The organism is Agrobacterium radiobacter (assembly GCF_040801995.1).
GTDB classification, from domain to species: Bacteria; Pseudomonadota; Alphaproteobacteria; order Rhizobiales; family Rhizobiaceae; genus Agrobacterium; species Agrobacterium radiobacter.
Window position 1 is genome coordinate 1497171 of record NZ_JBEGHX010000001.1, and the last position, 14805, is coordinate 1511975.

General features: G+C 60.5%; 17 protein-coding genes. 14 read left to right on the top strand and 3 right to left on the bottom strand.

What is annotated here, in order from left to right:
- The first annotated feature begins 57 nt into the window (after window positions 1-57).
- The 7 genes from MRBLRC7O_RS07540 (at window position 58) to MRBLRC7O_RS07570 (ending at window position 5020) form a co-directional block, all read left to right on the top strand.
- Window positions 58-564 (top strand): hypothetical protein, encoded by a 507-nt coding sequence (locus MRBLRC7O_RS07540; protein ID WP_080866248.1) that lies wholly within the window; start codon window positions 58-60, stop codon window positions 562-564.
- A gap of 81 nt (window positions 565-645) precedes the next feature.
- On the top strand, window positions 646-1953 hold the full coding sequence (purB, locus tag MRBLRC7O_RS07545; protein ID WP_003507924.1) for an adenylosuccinate lyase: 1308 nt from the start codon (window positions 646-648) through the stop codon (window positions 1951-1953).
- 81 nt (window positions 1954-2034) lie between these two features.
- A complete protein-coding gene (locus MRBLRC7O_RS07550; protein ID WP_003507920.1) occupies window positions 2035-2598 on the top strand; it encodes an alpha/beta hydrolase in 564 nt (187 codons plus the stop codon).
- Window positions 2599-2801: 203 nt separating this feature from the next.
- A complete protein-coding gene (purC, locus tag MRBLRC7O_RS07555; RefSeq protein WP_003507919.1) occupies window positions 2802-3566 on the top strand; it encodes a phosphoribosylaminoimidazolesuccinocarboxamide synthase in 765 nt (254 codons plus the stop codon).
- A gap of 36 nt (window positions 3567-3602) precedes the next feature.
- The gene (gene purS, locus MRBLRC7O_RS07560) at window positions 3603-3845 is read left to right on the top strand and encodes a phosphoribosylformylglycinamidine synthase subunit PurS (protein WP_003507918.1); all 243 of its coding nucleotides are present in this window, start codon (window positions 3603-3605) and stop codon (window positions 3843-3845) included.
- Window positions 3846-3865: 20 nt separating this feature from the next.
- The gene (purQ, locus tag MRBLRC7O_RS07565; RefSeq protein WP_003507917.1) at window positions 3866-4537 is read left to right on the top strand and encodes a phosphoribosylformylglycinamidine synthase subunit PurQ; all 672 of its coding nucleotides are present in this window, start codon (window positions 3866-3868) and stop codon (window positions 4535-4537) included.
- A gap of 33 nt (window positions 4538-4570) precedes the next feature.
- Complete coding sequence (locus tag MRBLRC7O_RS07570) at window positions 4571-5020, top strand: hypothetical protein (RefSeq protein ID WP_003507916.1); 450 nt, start codon at window positions 4571-4573, stop codon at window positions 5018-5020.
- 358 nt (window positions 5021-5378) lie between these two features.
- Here MRBLRC7O_RS07570 and MRBLRC7O_RS07575 read toward each other — a convergent pair whose 3' ends face one another.
- Entirely contained in the window at window positions 5379-5684 is a 306-nt protein-coding gene (locus MRBLRC7O_RS07575; RefSeq protein WP_080866250.1) for a DUF1127 domain-containing protein, read from the bottom strand.
- Window positions 5685-5777: 93 nt separating this feature from the next.
- On the opposite strand from MRBLRC7O_RS07575, the gene MRBLRC7O_RS07580 reads away from it, so the two are divergent.
- From MRBLRC7O_RS07580 to MRBLRC7O_RS07590, 3 genes are all read left to right on the top strand, one after another.
- A complete protein-coding gene (locus tag MRBLRC7O_RS07580) occupies window positions 5778-7196 on the top strand; it encodes an aminotransferase-like domain-containing protein (protein ID WP_003507913.1) in 1419 nt (472 codons plus the stop codon).
- A gap of 154 nt (window positions 7197-7350) precedes the next feature.
- Window positions 7351-9585: a phosphoribosylformylglycinamidine synthase subunit PurL gene (gene purL / locus MRBLRC7O_RS07585; RefSeq protein WP_003507910.1), complete on the top strand. Its 2235-nt coding sequence runs from the start codon at window positions 7351-7353 to the stop codon at window positions 9583-9585.
- Between the two features lie 16 nt (window positions 9586-9601).
- A complete protein-coding gene (locus MRBLRC7O_RS07590; protein WP_003507909.1) occupies window positions 9602-9835 on the top strand; it encodes a BolA/IbaG family iron-sulfur metabolism protein in 234 nt (77 codons plus the stop codon).
- A 138-nt stretch (window positions 9836-9973) separates the two neighbouring features.
- Here MRBLRC7O_RS07590 and MRBLRC7O_RS07595 read toward each other — a convergent pair whose 3' ends face one another.
- Window positions 9974-11122: a hypothetical protein gene (locus MRBLRC7O_RS07595; RefSeq protein ID WP_003507908.1), complete on the bottom strand. Its 1149-nt coding sequence runs from the start codon at window positions 11120-11122 to the stop codon at window positions 9974-9976.
- A 110-nt stretch (window positions 11123-11232) separates the two neighbouring features.
- On the opposite strand from MRBLRC7O_RS07595, the gene MRBLRC7O_RS07600 reads away from it, so the two are divergent.
- The 4 genes from MRBLRC7O_RS07600 to MRBLRC7O_RS07615 all read left to right on the top strand — a co-directional run bounded on the left by MRBLRC7O_RS07600 (window position 11233) and on the right by MRBLRC7O_RS07615 (window position 13745).
- Window positions 11233-11481, top strand: coding sequence for a hypothetical protein (locus MRBLRC7O_RS07600; protein WP_003507906.1), 249 nt, complete (start codon window positions 11233-11235; stop codon window positions 11479-11481).
- Window positions 11478-11909: a hypothetical protein gene (locus tag MRBLRC7O_RS07605; protein ID WP_003507905.1), complete on the top strand. Its 432-nt coding sequence runs from the start codon at window positions 11478-11480 to the stop codon at window positions 11907-11909. Before MRBLRC7O_RS07600 ends, MRBLRC7O_RS07605 begins: the two co-directional genes overlap by 4 nt.
- Window positions 11910-12063: 154 nt before the next feature.
- Window positions 12064-12399 carry a Grx4 family monothiol glutaredoxin gene (gene grxD / locus MRBLRC7O_RS07610; RefSeq protein WP_003507904.1) on the top strand — a complete coding sequence of 112 codons (336 nt, stop codon included), beginning with the start codon at window positions 12064-12066 and terminating at the stop codon, window positions 12397-12399.
- A gap of 137 nt (window positions 12400-12536) precedes the next feature.
- Window positions 12537-13745 carry a multidrug effflux MFS transporter gene (locus MRBLRC7O_RS07615; RefSeq protein WP_031234083.1) on the top strand — a complete coding sequence of 403 codons (1209 nt, stop codon included), beginning with the start codon at window positions 12537-12539 and terminating at the stop codon, window positions 13743-13745.
- A 234-nt stretch (window positions 13746-13979) separates the two neighbouring features.
- On the opposite strand, the gene MRBLRC7O_RS07620 is transcribed toward MRBLRC7O_RS07615, so the two are convergent.
- Window positions 13980-14804: an inositol monophosphatase family protein gene (locus MRBLRC7O_RS07620; RefSeq protein ID WP_003507902.1), complete on the bottom strand. Its 825-nt coding sequence runs from the start codon at window positions 14802-14804 to the stop codon at window positions 13980-13982.
- Between the last annotated feature and the right edge of the window lies 1 nt (window position 14805).

Sequence of the window (14805 nt, forward strand, 5' to 3'; positions counted from 1 at the left end):
CCACCGCTGAATGCGGACAGGCCGGAGACGGCACAGCAAGGCGTTGGGGGGATTTTCATGGGAAGCGACAGGCGGGGTTTCCGTGACACGGCTTCGGCAGCGCTATTTAAGCTGCTCGGCGCGTTTGTCTGGGCCCTCTGCTCAGCCGCGGCCGCCGCCATCGGCCTCTATGTCAGGAACCGGCTGGAAACCGACCACGCCACCGACATAATCACGCTTTTCTTCGCGGGCGGCCTTTTCGGCTGGCTGCTGGCCATGGCCGCGTTGCACTTCCTCCCCCCGTCCACCGCCCTGCCGCTGCGTTTCGCGACGGCCTGTCTTGCCATCGCTTTTTTTACGCTGGCTGTCGCGGCGGCGTTCTTCGCTTTCGAGTACCGGATTTTCTATGCGCAATGGCACGCGCCGGCATTCTCCCGCATCTGGTTTTTCCAGCAGCTCTTCACATCGCTCGGCGCGATTTACCAGTTCTGCGTTCTGGGTCTTGGATTGTATTTACCCTTTGCCGCCGTTCCACTCCTGCCTGCGGGTGCATTCCTTTGCCGACGTGCGCAACGAGCAACATAGGCATGTGGCTTGATAGATTGAGATTACCGGAACACTTTGCTAAACGGGCAGCAAAATTCCTCCACAAAGAAAGTCATTGCCATGATCCCTCGTTACTCCCGGCCGGAAATGGTCGCCATCTGGTCGCCGGAAACAAAGTTCCGCATCTGGTTCGAGATCGAGGCACATGCCTGTGACGCGCTGGCCGAACTCGGCGTCATCCCCAAGTCGGCTGCCCAGACGATCTGGGAAAAAGGCGGCAGCGCCACCTTCGACGTCGCCCGCATCGATGAAATCGAAGCCGTCACCAAGCACGACGTCATCGCCTTCCTCACCCATCTTGCCGAATTTGTCGGCCCTGACAGCCGTTTCGTGCATCAGGGCATGACCTCTTCCGACGTGCTCGACACCACGCTCAACATCCAGCTCGTGCGCGCCGCCGATCTGCTGCTCGCCGATATGGACCGGGTGCTGACGGCGCTCAAGACCCGCGCCTTCGAACACAAGAACACGGTGCGCATCGGCCGCAGCCACGGCATCCATGCCGAGCCGACCACCATGGGCCTGACCTTTGCCCGCTTCTATGCCGAGATGCACCGCAATCGCGAGCGCCTCGTCAATGCCCGCGCCGAAATCGCCACGGGCGCGATCTCCGGCGCCGTCGGCACCTTCGCCAATATCGATCCGCGCGTCGAAGAACATGTCTGCGAAAAGCTCGGCCTCATCCCCGAGCCGGTCTCCACGCAGGTCATCCCGCGTGACCGCCACGCCATGTTCTTCGCGACCCTCGGCGTCATCGCCTCGTCGATCGAAAACGTCGCCATCGAAATCCGCCACATGCAGCGCACCGAGGTTCTGGAAGCGGAAGAGTTCTTCTCGCCGGGCCAGAAGGGTTCGTCCGCCATGCCGCACAAGCGCAACCCGGTTCTGACCGAAAACCTCACCGGCCTTGCCCGGCTGGTGCGCATGTCCGTCGTTCCGGCAATGGAAAACGTTGCACTATGGCACGAGCGCGATATCAGCCACTCCTCGGTCGAGCGCGCCATCGGCCCCGACACGACCGTCACGCTCGACTTCGCGCTGAACCGTCTGGCCGGCGTCATCGAAAAGCTGGTGATCTACCCGGACAACATGCTGAAGAACATGAACAAGTTCCGCGGCCTCGTGCATTCGCAGCGCGTTCTGCTGGCGCTGACGCAGGCAGGCGTTTCCCGCGAGGACGCCTATCGTCTCGTCCAGCGCAACGCCATGAAGGTGTGGGAACAGGGCGCCGACTTCCTTGAGGAACTGCTGGGCGACGAGGAAGTGCGCGCCGCACTTCCCGAAGAGGTCATCCGCGAAAAGTTCGACCTCGGTTACCACACCAAGCATGTCGACACGATCTTCACCCGCGTCTTCGGCAACGCCTGAGACTTGAGCTGAGTAAGAGACCTTGAAGTTAATGTCGCCGCGACCTTGATCGCGGCGGCATCACAACACAGATATGGGCGCATGAAAGTTTCAGAAGCAGATATCCTGATCGTCCCCGGTTATACCAATTCCGGCCCCGACCACTGGCAGAGCCGCTGGGAGCGCAAGCTTTCCACCGCCCGTCGCGTCGAGCAGGCCGAATGGGCCAAACCCGTGAAGGAAGATTGGGTCGCCCGGCTGGTGGAAGAGGTCAACGCCTCCACCAAGCCCATCGTCCTCGTCGCCCATTCCCTTGGCGTGCCGACCGTCATCCACGCCCTGCCGGAAATCGGCAAGAAGGTGTCCGGTGCGCTGTTCGTTGCGCCGCCCGATGTCGCCAATCCCGATATCCGGCCCAAGCACCTGATGACCTTCGGGCCTTACCCGCGCGATCCGCTGCCTTTCCCGACGATCACCATCGCCAGCCGGAACGATCCTTTCGGCTCCTATGAACACGCCGATGACATTGCCGCCGCCTGGGGTTCGTTGCTGATCGACGCCGGCATGTCCGGCCATATCAACAGCGAGTCCGGCCATGGTCCGTGGCCGGAAGGCGGCATGGTGTTCGCCCAGTTCCTGAGCAGGCTGAAGGCTGTCGAGCCCTGACGGCGGCGGCCGTGCGGGCCGCCTCCCCTTCGATCTGCCCCGGAAGCCTATTTTCCGGGTGCCGCGGTTTCTCCGGCCTGTCACAAGAATTGAAGGGAAATATGCGAGCCGCATTGTAGAATGCACTCTTTTCCTTTATGGGACCGCTTCAAAGACCAAACGCAACGCCACCAGAATCGGCGTCAACCAAGAGACCTGCAATTATGAACCGTCGCCGCCGTATTTACGAAGGCAAGGCCAAGATCCTCTACGAAGGTCCGGAGCCAGGCACGCTTATCCAGTTCTTCAAGGACGATGCGACCGCCTTCAACAAGAAGAAGCATGAAGTCATCGACGGCAAGGGTGTGCTGAACAACCGTATCTGCGAATATGTCTTCACGCATCTGAACAAGATCGGCATTCCCACCCACTTCATCCGCCGCCTCAACATGCGCGAGCAGCTGATCAAGGAAGTGGAGATGATCCCGCTTGAGATCGTCGTGCGCAATGTCGCCGCCGGCTCTCTCTCCAAGCGCCTCGGCATCGAGGAAGGCGTGGTGCTGCCGCGCTCGATCATCGAGTTCTATTACAAGTCGGATGAGCTGGAAGACCCGATGGTCTCGGAAGAACACATCACGGCGTTCGGCTGGGCCAATCCCGCCGAGCTTGACGACATCATGGCGCTCGCCATCCGCGTCAACGACTTCCTGTCCGGCCTGTTCCTCGGCGTCGGCATCCAGCTCGTCGATTTCAAGATCGAATGCGGCCGGCTCTTCGAAGGCGACATGATGCGCATCATCCTCGCCGACGAGATTTCGCCAGACAGCTGCCGCCTGTGGGACATCGAGACCCAGAAAAAGATGGACAAGGACCTGTTCCGCCGCGATATGGGCGGACTTGTGGAAGCCTATTCCGAAGTGGCGCGCCGTCTCGGCATCATCAATGAAAACGAACCGATCCGCGGCACTGGTCCGGTCCTCGTAAAGTAATATTGGCCTCGTAGGGTAAAATCAGGAGAAGATCAAGTGATCAAGGCACGGGTGACTGTTACGCTGAAGAACGGCGTTCTCGATCCGCAGGGCAAGGCAATCGAAGGCGCGCTCGGCAGCCTCGGTTTCGGTGGCGTCGGCCATGTCCGTCAGGGCAAGGTCTTCGACCTGGAGCTGGAAGGCGCCGACAAGGCCAAGGCCGAGACCGACCTGAAGGCGATGTGCGAAAAGCTCCTGGCCAACACGGTCATCGAAAACTACGCTATCGCCATCCTCTGAAGCCGCAGGAGCCGCCGTCCATGAAATCCGCTGTCGTCCAACTTCCCGGCCTCAACCGCGACCGCGACATGATCGCGGCGCTGACGAAAATCTCCGGAAGCGCGCCCGTCACCATCTGGCAGACGGAAACGGATATTCCCGATGTCGACCTGATCGTCATTCCGGGCGGCTTCTCCTATGGTGACTACCTGCGTTGCGGCGCCATCGCCGCGCGCATGCCGGTCATGCAGGCCATCCGCGAAAAGGCCGAAAAAGGCGTCAAGGTTCTCGGCGTCTGCAACGGCTTCCAGATTCTGGTCGAAGCAGGCATGCTGCCCGGTGCGCTGATGCGCAACGCCTCGCTGAAATTCGTCTGCCGTGAAGTGAAGCTCGAAGTCGCCAACAACGACACCGATTTCACACGCGCTTACGACAAGGGCCAGATCCTGCGCTGCCCAGTCGCCCATCATGACGGCAACTATTTCGTCGAAGCCGAAGAGCTGAAGGCGCTGGAAGGCAACGGCCAGGTGGTGTTCCGTTATGCCGAGGACACCAACCCCAACGGCTCGCTGAACGACATTGCCGGCGTCATCAACGCCAAGGGCAATGTTCTCGGCATGATGCCGCATCCGGAAAACCTCATCGAAGCCGCCCATGGCGGCAATGACGGCCGCGGCCTCTTCGCTTCGGCGCTCGGCGTCATCGCAGCCTGATAGACCGGGCGGGCTTCAGGCCCGCCTTTTTTGATGCCGGCTTTCGGCGCTGTTTCGGCTTTTCTTCTGGATGACCTGATGCCCCGTCTTCTTCGACACAATGCCTATAAAGCCGCCGGATTGATCCTTGCCGCGGCGGCGCTCGCCGCGTGCCAACCGAAACCGCAGCCGGCTGCCTCCGTCTCCCGCGCGGCCCTGCCGACCATGGAACGGATCGCGCTTGGCGCGAATGCCTGCTGGTTCAAGTCGGGCGATGCGGCCTTCAAGGCCTATCGTCTGGCCCCTGAACTCAACTCCTTCTCCGGCCGCCCGCGCATCCTGCTCGTGCCGCGCAACAGCCCGGAATCGCGCCCCATGCTGGTGGTTCAGGCCGAAGGCAATCCGGCAAAGCTCGACGCTTTCGGACCCGTGATGAACGAAGCCATTTCCGGCCGCATCGCAACCGACGTCAAGCGCTGGGCGAACGGCGGCAAGGGCTGCTGATCGACAAGCGCGGAAACGGTCCGCGGCGGGCGCATCGGTTAGTTCTTAGCTTGGGATGCATCGTTTCTATCCTCATCCCTGTGCTTGTCACAGGGATCCAGCCAGCCCAAGTCCCTGGGCTGAGGGGAGTCCTTCCGCCGCGCAGACGCGCATCGGCTGGATTCCAGTGACAAGCACAGGAATGAGGGAAACGGATGTGCCCGGCGCAAGAAATCCCTGTAACGTACTTGTCGATTTGGCAAAGAGGCTCTCGGCAAGCCAATAAAAAAACCCGCCAGCGCCGGTTGGGAGTGGCGTGGCGGGCTGCCGAATGGCTTGATGGCGCCGGGGAAAGAAGGCACCGCTCTCCGACAAAAAATCAAAGCGACTGGGAGGGCCAGGAGAGAAGTCGCGATTTTGCGGCCTCGTTGAGGGCCTCATCCCGCGTAACGCCGATATCCTCCAGAAGATCGTCGGACAATTCCCGCAAAGCGAGCCGTCCCTGCCGTTTCCGGTGCCAATTGAACATGCCCGCAATCAGGCGACCAATAAGCGTGTGACCGATCTTGGCCGGAAAGGGCGCCGGTGCGACCATGTCGCCGGCATCGCGGAACACGCGTTCCCGTTCGTAGCCATCAGGATAGAGTGTATCCGCTGTCGAAAGGTATTGATCCATCTTGCGCATATTGCACCTATTGTCTCCGTTCGTTGATCCTCAATTAATGCAGACAATAAATACAATTGACTTCCAGACAGATACAATGCATAAATTGTCACCATGACAAATTGGCTTCCCGACATCACCGAGGGCGACGGCCCGATTTATCTTCGCCTCGCCGACAGTATTGAAGGCGCGATTTCCGACGGCACCCTGCAGGCCGGCTCGAAACTGCCGCCGCAGCGCAATCTTGCTTACGATCTCGGTGTGACAATCGGTACAATCAGCCGGGCCTATGCGCTCATCCACGAACGTGGCCTCGTCAGCGGTGAGGTCGGACGCGGCACCTATGTCAATGAGCGCAAGACCCCTGCCCCCTCATTGCCCCTGGAACCGGCAGCGGCGGCCTTCGGCAGCACACGCCACGCCATCGACAGCAGCGCCGAATTCAGGCTGAACACGACGGCGGCACCGGATGTCGGCCAGAGCGGGCTGATCGCCCGGCACATCGAGGCCGTCACCCGTGAGCATGCGTACGATATCACCAATTACGCCCGCTCCTTCCCCGACAGCTGGTGCATGGCGGGCGTTCGCTGGCTTTCCCAGAACGGCTGGTCGCCGAAACCGGAAAACATCGTCTCGACGCTCGGCGCCCATGCGGCGGTGATGAGTGTGGTGACGGCGATGACCGCGCCGGGCGACCGTATCGTCTTCGAACCCGTCACCTATTCCCACATCAGCCGCAGCGCCGCCCTTGCCGGTCGGCGGGTGACGCTGGTGGAAGCGGATGAGAACGGCATTGTCCCTGATGATTTCGAGCGCGTCTGCGCCCAGCAGCATCCGAAGATGATCTTCCTGATGTCGGCCGGCCAGAACCCGACCTGCGCCACCCTGCCGGAAGAGCGCCGCCGCGCGATTGCCGATATTGCCCGCCGTTACGGCGTGTGGATCATCGAGGACAATCTCTACGGCGCGATGACCCGCGAGGCGATCCCGCTGATCGCCGAATTTGCGCCCGATATCACCTTCGTGGTCGGCGGCCTGTCGAAATCCGTCGCCGCCGGCGTGCGCGGCGGCTGGGTCGCCTGTCCAGCGCAATATTCCTCTCGTATCCGCATTTCCCACTCGATGCTGACGGGCGGCCTGCCCTTCATGCTGGCCGAGTTGAACGCGCGCCTCGTCAATAGCGGCGACGCCGATGACATTCGCAAGGACTGCATCGCAGAAATCAATCAACGCGAAGCGATTGCCCGGCGGGCCTTTGCCGGACTGGATTTCAATTCGCTGCCGGATATCGCCTTCCTGTGGCTGAGACTGCCCGAACCCTGGCTTTCCGGCACCTTCCGCAATGCGGCGATGAAGGAAGGCGTGCTGATCGACGACGAGGACGAGTTCAAGGCCGGACGGACGGACAAGGTTTTCCACCGCGTCCGCATCAGCTTTTCAGGCCCCTCCACCCGCGAGGAACTGACGCATGCCTTCGGCGTCCTCCGCCACCTGCTCGATAATGGCTCCGCCGGATATGAGAGCGTGGCATGACCCGATGTGCGTTGGCGCGCAGACCGTGCGCCGCCAGCGAATAACGGCATAAACCGCCAATTAACCGGCAAAACAGCGCATTTTCCTGTCGCGCCATTGAGCCTCTTGCGCTAAAGAACCGGAAACTTTCCTCGGCTCGAACCGCGTGAGACCTATGTCTATCTCAAACTCCATCAAGATCACCCCGGAACTCGTTGCATCCCACGGGCTGAAGCCCGACGAATACCAGCGTATCCTCGACCTGATCGGACGGGAGCCCAGCTTTACCGAGCTTGGCATTTTCTCGGCCATGTGGAACGAGCACTGCTCCTACAAGTCTTCCAAGAAGTGGCTGAAGACCCTGCCGACAACAGGCCCCCGCGTCATTCAGGGCCCCGGCGAAAACGCTGGCGTTGTCGATATCGATGATGGCGACTGCGTCGTCTTCAAGATGGAAAGCCACAACCACCCGTCCTATATCGAGCCCTATCAGGGTGCGGCAACCGGCGTCGGCGGTATCCTGCGTGACGTCTTCACCATGGGCGCACGCCCGATCGCGGCCATGAACGCGCTGCGTTTCGGCGCACCCGATCATCCGAAGACCCGCCACCTCGTGGCTGGCGTCGTCGCCGGTGTCGGCGGTTACGGCAACTCCTTCGGCGTGCCGACGGTTGGCGGCGAAGTGGAATTCGATCCGCGTTATAACGGCAACATCCTCGTCAACGCCTTTGCAGCCGGCCTTGCCAAGTCCGACGCGATCTTCCTCTCTGAAGCCAAGGGCGTCGGCCTGCCGGTCGTTTATCTCGGTGCAAAGACCGGTCGCGACGGCGTCGGCGGCGCGACCATGGCGTCTGCCGAATTCGACGAGTCGATCGAAGAAAAACGCCCGACCGTTCAGGTTGGCGACCCCTTCACCGAAAAGTGCCTGCTGGAAGCCTGCCTCGAACTGATGAAAACAGGCGCGGTCATCGCCATTCAGGACATGGGGGCCGCCGGCCTCACCTGCTCGGCCGTTGAAATGGGCGCCAAGGGCGATCTCGGCATCGAACTTGATCTCAACGCCGTGCCGGTGCGCGAAGAGCGCATGACGGCTTACGAAATGATGCTGTCGGAAAGCCAGGAGCGCATGCTCATGGTTCTCGAGCCCTCCAAGGAAGAAGTCGCCAAGGCGATCTTCGTCAAATGGGGCCTGGACTTCGCCATCGTCGGCAAGACCACCGACGACCTGCGCTTCCGCGTGCTGCACAATGGCGAGGAAGTCGCCAACCTGCCGATCAAGGATCTCGGCGATCAGGCTCCGGAATATGACCGCCCGTGGACGCCGGCCAAGGTTCAGGCACCGCTTTCGGAAAACGACGTACCTTCGGCCGATATTGCCGATGCGCTGGTGTCGCTGGTCGGTTCGGCCAACAACTCCTCGCGCCGCTGGGTCTACGAACAGTACGACACGCTGATCCAGGGCAACTCCCTGCAGCTGCCGGGTGGCGATGCCGGCGTGGTCCGTGTCGAAGGCCATGACAAGAAGGCGCTCGCCTTTTCCTCCGACGTGACCCCGCGTTACGTCGAGGCTGATCCCTTCGAAGGCGGCAAGCAGGCCGTTGCCGAATGCTGGCGCAACATCACCGCAACCGGCGCCCTGCCGCTCGCGGCCACCGACAACCTCAATTTCGGCAACCCGGAAAAGCCCGAGATCATGAGCCAGTTGGTCCATGCCATCAAGGGCATCGGCGAAGCCTGCCGCGTGCTGGAATTCCCGATCGTTTCCGGCAACGTCTCGCTCTACAACGAAACCAACGGTCAGGCGATCCTGCCCACCCCCACCATCGGCGGCGTTGGCCTGCTGAAGGATTGGGGCCGCATGGCGCGCATCCGTTTTGCTGCCGCTGACGAAGTGGTGCTGCTCATCGGCGCGCCTGCCGGTCTCGGCACCCACATCGCCCAGTCGGTTTACATGCGCGACATTCATGGCCGCATCGATGGCCCGGCACCGCATGTCGATCTGGCTGCCGAGAAGAAGAACGGCGATTTCGTCCGCACGCTGATCACCGATGGTCTTACGACAGCCGTTCACGATTGCTCTTCGGGCGGTCTGGCGCTTGCGGTTGCCGAAATGGCGATTTCTTCCGGCATTGGCGCCACGATCGATGCGGTCGAAGGCCATAATCCGATCCTCACCTTCTATGGCGAAGACCAGGGCCGTTACGTTCTGACGGTGAAGAAGGCCGATCTCGACAAGGTGCAGGCAGCGGCGAAGGCGGCGGGCGTTTCCTGCCCGGCAATCGGCGTTACCGGCGGTGCAAGCGTAAAGCTGGGCACGGCGCGGGCTGTCGAGATTAAAGAATTGCACTTGGCCTATGAATCGTGGTTCCCTCAATTCATGGACGGCGAAACTTTGCTCGCCGCAGAATGAATTAAGGAGAAACACCATGCCCATGAAACCCGGCGACATTGAAGACATGATTAAGGCGGGAATTCCCGGGGCAAAGGTCACGATCCGCGATCTGGCCGGTGACGGCGATCACTACGCGGCGGAAGTCGTTGCGGAAGCATTCAAGGGCAAGACCCGCGTGCAACAGCACCAGATGGTCTATGATGCGCTGAAGGGCAATATGGGCGGCGTTCTGCATGCCCTTGCCCTGCAGACTTCGGCTCCCGAATGATTGCGCCCGTGAAAGCGGTGTCGGCAACAGCACGTCTCTGTCCGATCTGCGGCAGAGCGTGAAGACTGCGGATTAAATCAAAGGCCCGCGTGCTCTCACGCGGGCCTTTTCATATTGGGCAGAATGCACGAACGCCGCTTACAAAGCGGGCGGGCTCTGCGAATCCAGATCGGCGAAGGATGCGGCCGGCAAAGGCCCCGCCGTCAGCAGGGTAAAATCGTAACCGGATTTGCGATCCGGCCCCAGAACATATTGCCGGTGCATGCGCAGGAAGTTGCGCTTGTTCTTTTTATAGCGTTCCGATGACAGCGAATGCTTGAAACGGATCGGTACGATTTTCGGCTGCGGCGCATCCTTATGGCCGGTCAGCGCAACCGTGTTGCAGCGGTAGAGGTGGATCGGATCGGTCAGGCACTGGATATCGAACCATGTCACCTCAGGGTGACGTGCAATCACGCCGACGCTCTCACGCAGCCTGTCCGCACTCGACAGGAACGCACATTGCAGCGCTGCGCCGCCCAGCGTTGCAAAGGACAGCTTCCGGCCATCCAGCGCATCCGGCCTGAGTTCCAGCACGCGGCCGATCACGGCGAGCGCAAGACTGGCGCCCATGCTGTGCGAAATGACCAGAACCTCGTCCGAGGGCTGCTCAAGCGCCGTCAGAACAAGTGCGGCCCTCTCTTCGATCCAGTCGCGGGCAATCGCTTCATCGCGGCCGACAGCGAGCGCGAAGCGCCAGTCCGCATAAAGATGCAGGGTGTGAAACCGCTCCGCAAAAGGCAGAAACGCCTTCACGAAAAACAGGGCGGCGGCGGGAAGGCTGATTGCGAAGAGCCAGAGAGGCAAACCGAGCAGCGAAGGCGAGAGCGCAATAGCCGCAGCAACAGCACCGCCGACCAGCATCAGCAGGAACGGGAAGATGAAGAACAGACCAAAACGCCAGGCATGGCGGAAGTAGCGCGCCGCACCGCCCTCGGCGATAATGCCTGCACCGGCTTTGAAACCAAGCCAGATCTGCTGCCGGACCGGCGCATCCCGTAACTGCGATATCACCGCATTATGATCGTAAACGAAAATGTCGGAGCGCGTCCGCCAGTCGCCCGCCGAAGCCTCCACCGTGAATGTTTCACCCGCCGGCGTGTTCGTGAGCGGTCCCACCGCATAGTCGACATCCCAAGTCTTGCCGGCCAGCGCCGCCGCCCGCTGGTAACGCAGATGATGGGCCGCCGCATCGAGCGGATCGAAACCGGGGAAATAAAGAACAAGGCGTGACTTGACGGTCGGCATGCATAAACCTTCGGGCTGGAGGCACCCGAAAGGATCGCTTGATACAGTGGGCGATGCACGTATAGTAAAAATCGCGACCGAAATATGATTTATTTATTGGCGAGGGAAATTTGTCTGGCATCGTCGATCAATTGCTCAACGGCGTCGTCAAGGGCGCTCTGGCCGAAGTGCTGACCAAGACCGGTATCCGCAAGACCCGAAGGGCCCGCCGGACGAAAAGCGCCGGTTCCCTTGCCGGCGGCATCGTCGGCTCGGTCCTGGAAGCCGCGATCAACGCAGCCGTCAAACCCAAGCCAGCCAAGAAGCAGGTGAGCAAAAGACGCACGGCCGCTGCGCGCAGCCGACAGAGATATCGATGATCCGCAACGAGCGGCTTTGCCTGTTTTTCGCCTGCGCCCTCCTGTTTCTTTCCGCAACACGCATGGGCTTCACCGACGACAGAAGTAACAAAGAGATCAAAATCGGCTTCGCCGTGCTGCTTCATGATGCTGATCCGATAGCCGGCACCGCGCTTTGCAAAATTGGTCAAACCTGCCGTCTGCTTAAACAGGAAGAGCCTAAATTAATTGTCGATCTCAAAATCGACCACCAAAACGACCGACTGGTGAGTGAAATGCAGGTGGATTGCGAACGAGATTGTTCGCTAGCGACCGGCCGCTCAGTGATGACACTCCAGAACCAGAAAGAACTCGATCTTTTCGCTGACGAGACAGGCATATTAGTCCCGCTCGTCTCCAGACCGCGAAAGACGATCGGCAAAATACTTCTGGTCTATCCCGACACCTGACCCGCTGCGACGTGGACGCGAAATTTCGATCCCTCTCCAATGATGCCACACCCGCAGTTTTTTACGCTTCCCGGGTGGAAATCGCGCCGCGACATGTTATCTAGGAACAAACGGAAAGCAGCGGCCTTGAACCGCATGTGAAAGGAATAGGCCTATGAGCGGCATTAACGACATGATCGACAGCGAAGTGAAGAGCAACGACATCGTTCTTTTCATGAAGGGCACCCCGCAATTTCCGCAGTGCGGTTTTTCCGGCCAGGTGGTACAGATCCTCGATTATCTCGGCGTCGACTACAAGGGCATCAACGTGCTTGCCGATGCCGACATCCGTCAGGGCATCAAGGACTATTCCAACTGGCCGACAATCCCGCAGCTCTACGTCAAGGGCGAATTCGTCGGCGGCTGTGACATCGTAAGAGAGATGTTCCAGTCCGGCGAACTGCAAAGCCACTTCCAAGAACAGGGTATCAGCGTCCGCGGCGCGGCCTGATTTCGGCCGGTTCATCCGGCCCACCCTGATTGTCAGAAAACTATGCCAGGCGTTGCTTCATGCAACGCCTTTGCCGTTCTTTTTGGGGCAATCCTGTGACAGAACTTTCACAATCCACCGCTTCGCGCGCAGGCTCGATGGGGCGCACGGAATTCATCGCGCTCGCCGCGATGCTGATGGCGCTGAACGCGCTTGCCATCGACATCATGCTGCCGGGTCTTCAGGAAATCGGCGCATCGCTTGGCGTCGTCAATGAAAACCACCGCCAATATGTCATTTCCACCTATCTTCTCGGCTTCGGCGTCGCGCAGCTTCTGTACGGTCCGATCTCGGACCGTTTCGGACGCCGCAAGCCGATGCTCGTCGGACTTGCGATCTATATCGTTTCAGCCCTCGCCGTAGTCTTCGTACCGTCATTCTCCGGCCTGCTGATCCTTCGTTTCATTCAGGGCATCGGCTCGGCGGCGACACGCGTCATCACCATCTCGATCGTGCGTGACATCTATGGCGGCCGCCAGATGGCGGAAGTCATGTCGCTGATCATGATGGTGTTCATGGTCGTTCCGGTTATCGCACCCGGCACCGGTCAGATCGTGCTGTTTTTCGGTAACTGGCATCTGATCTTCGCCTTCATGGCGGGAATTGCCGCCGTGGTGACGGCCTGGATGTATTTCCGCCTGCCGGAAACCCTGCATCCGGACGATGTCCGCCCCTTCACCGCCCGTTCTATCCTTGGCGGTTTCAAGATCGTGCTCACCAACCGCATCGCGCTTTGTTACACGCTCTCCAGCACCTTCATCTTCGGTGCGCTGTTCGGCTTCATCAATTCGGCCGAACAGGTCTACAAGGGCATCTACGGGCTGGGCGCATGGTTTGCGGCGGCCTTTGCGGGCGTGGCGCTGTTCATGGCCTTCTCGTCCTTCATCAATGCAAGGCTTGTCGGCCGGTTCGGCATGCGCAAGCTGTCGCACGGATCCCTGCTGGGCTTCATCGCCATCACCTTCATCTGGCTGGTGGTGCAGGTGCTTGGCCCGGAACCGATGCCCTTTGCGATCTTCATTGTGTTCTTCGCGCTCGCCATGTTCCAGTTCGGCTGGATCGGCTCGAACTTCAACTCGCTCGCCATGGAACCGCTCGGCCACGTCGCCGGCACGGCCTCGTCCGTTATCGGTTTCATGGGAACGGTCGGCGGCTCGCTGATCGGCGCCGCCATCGGCCAGGCTTTCGACGGCACCGCACTGCCCATGGTGGCCGGCTTCTTCGTCGTCTCCATCATCGGTCTGATCTTCGTGCTGATCGGGGAAAAGGGCGTGTTGTTTCAGGCCCACAACAAGCCGACACGGTAAGGGCCGTTAGAAAAATAAAAGGGCGCGGAATTTTGCTCCGCGCCTTTTTTGTTGACTACGAGTTCATGTCATCCGCAGCCCGTCACCCCGGACTAGATCCGGGGTCTAGCCAGCCCAAGTCTTTGGGCTGAGAAGACTCTTTCCACCGCGCAGACGCGCGGCTACTGGATGCGGGATCAAGTCCGGCATGACGGGAGAAAGCCTTCCCGCCCAGCCCCACATTAATTCGCCGCCTCAAACCGTAAAAATCTTCTCGCGCAGCAATTCCCACGTCTCCTGATTGGGTGCCAGCAACAGCCCGCCATCCACATGCCGCGGCAGATAGGGCGAGCCGTCGAGACGCGCCGCATAGGCGCCCGCTTCCTGCGAAAGCAGCGTGCCGGCCAGATGGTCCCAGGGCATCAGCTTGTTATACATCAGGAAATGCATGTGGCCGCCGCAGAACAGGCGGTATTCATGCGCCGCGCAGCGATAGCTGGTGAACAGCCGCACATCGGCGAGGTTCGTCAGAATCTTGCGCCGTGTCTCAACGTCGAAATAGCCGGTATTGGCGATGCCCACCATCTGCGACAGTTCAGGCGCCGGCACGACCGACATCTCGGTCTGCGAACCATCAGCACTGCAAAGCCATGCACCGGAGCCTTTTTCGGCGATCGCCCAGTCATTGCCCATCGGATCGAAGATGAGACCGGCAACGGTCTCGCCCTTCGAGATAACGCTCATCATCACGCCGAAAAGCGGCAGGCCGGAGGCGAAATTATAGGTGCCGTCGATCGGATCGACCACCACGGCAAGATCGGCATCGGCAAGCTTGCCGAGCAGCGAGGCGTCCGCCGCCACCGCCTCTTCGCCGATGAACAGCGCATCAGGCATGATTTCCTGTACACGGGCGCGGATAAGCCGCTCCGCAGCCTCGTCGGCCTCGGTCACAAGGTCGATCGCCTCGCTCTTTATCCGCACATCGCCCTCGCCCAGATTGCGGAACCGCGGCAGGATTTCCACTGCCGCCGCCTCCTGAAGCGCGTTGGCAAGAGAGGCGATGTCGAGTTCGAGAGCCATG

Coding starts and splice junctions, on each gene's coding strand:
- MRBLRC7O_RS07540 (WP_080866248.1), top strand. CDS start 58: ATGGGAAGCGACAGGCGGGGTTTCCGTGACACGGCTTCGGCAGCGCTA.
- purB (WP_003507924.1), top strand. CDS start 646: ATGATCCCTCGTTACTCCCGGCCGGAAATGGTCGCCATCTGGTCGCCG.
- MRBLRC7O_RS07550 (WP_003507920.1), top strand. CDS start 2,035: ATGAAAGTTTCAGAAGCAGATATCCTGATCGTCCCCGGTTATACCAAT.
- purC (WP_003507919.1), top strand. CDS start 2,802: ATGAACCGTCGCCGCCGTATTTACGAAGGCAAGGCCAAGATCCTCTAC.
- purQ (WP_003507917.1), top strand. CDS start 3,866: ATGAAATCCGCTGTCGTCCAACTTCCCGGCCTCAACCGCGACCGCGAC.
- MRBLRC7O_RS07570 (WP_003507916.1), top strand. CDS start 4,571: ATGCCGGCTTTCGGCGCTGTTTCGGCTTTTCTTCTGGATGACCTGATG.
- MRBLRC7O_RS07575 (WP_080866250.1), bottom strand. CDS start 5,684: ATGCGCAAGATGGATCAATACCTTTCGACAGCGGATACACTCTATCCT.
- MRBLRC7O_RS07580 (WP_003507913.1), top strand. CDS start 5,778: ATGACAAATTGGCTTCCCGACATCACCGAGGGCGACGGCCCGATTTAT.
- purL (WP_003507910.1), top strand. CDS start 7,351: ATGTCTATCTCAAACTCCATCAAGATCACCCCGGAACTCGTTGCATCC.
- MRBLRC7O_RS07590 (WP_003507909.1), top strand. CDS start 9,602: ATGCCCATGAAACCCGGCGACATTGAAGACATGATTAAGGCGGGAATT.
- MRBLRC7O_RS07595 (WP_003507908.1), bottom strand. CDS start 11,122: ATGCCGACCGTCAAGTCACGCCTTGTTCTTTATTTCCCCGGTTTCGAT.
- MRBLRC7O_RS07605 (WP_003507905.1), top strand. CDS start 11,478: ATGATCCGCAACGAGCGGCTTTGCCTGTTTTTCGCCTGCGCCCTCCTG.
- grxD (WP_003507904.1), top strand. CDS start 12,064: ATGAGCGGCATTAACGACATGATCGACAGCGAAGTGAAGAGCAACGAC.
- MRBLRC7O_RS07615 (WP_031234083.1), top strand. CDS start 12,537: ATGGGGCGCACGGAATTCATCGCGCTCGCCGCGATGCTGATGGCGCTG.
- MRBLRC7O_RS07620 (WP_003507902.1), bottom strand. CDS start 14,804: ATGGCTCTCGAACTCGACATCGCCTCTCTTGCCAACGCGCTTCAGGAG.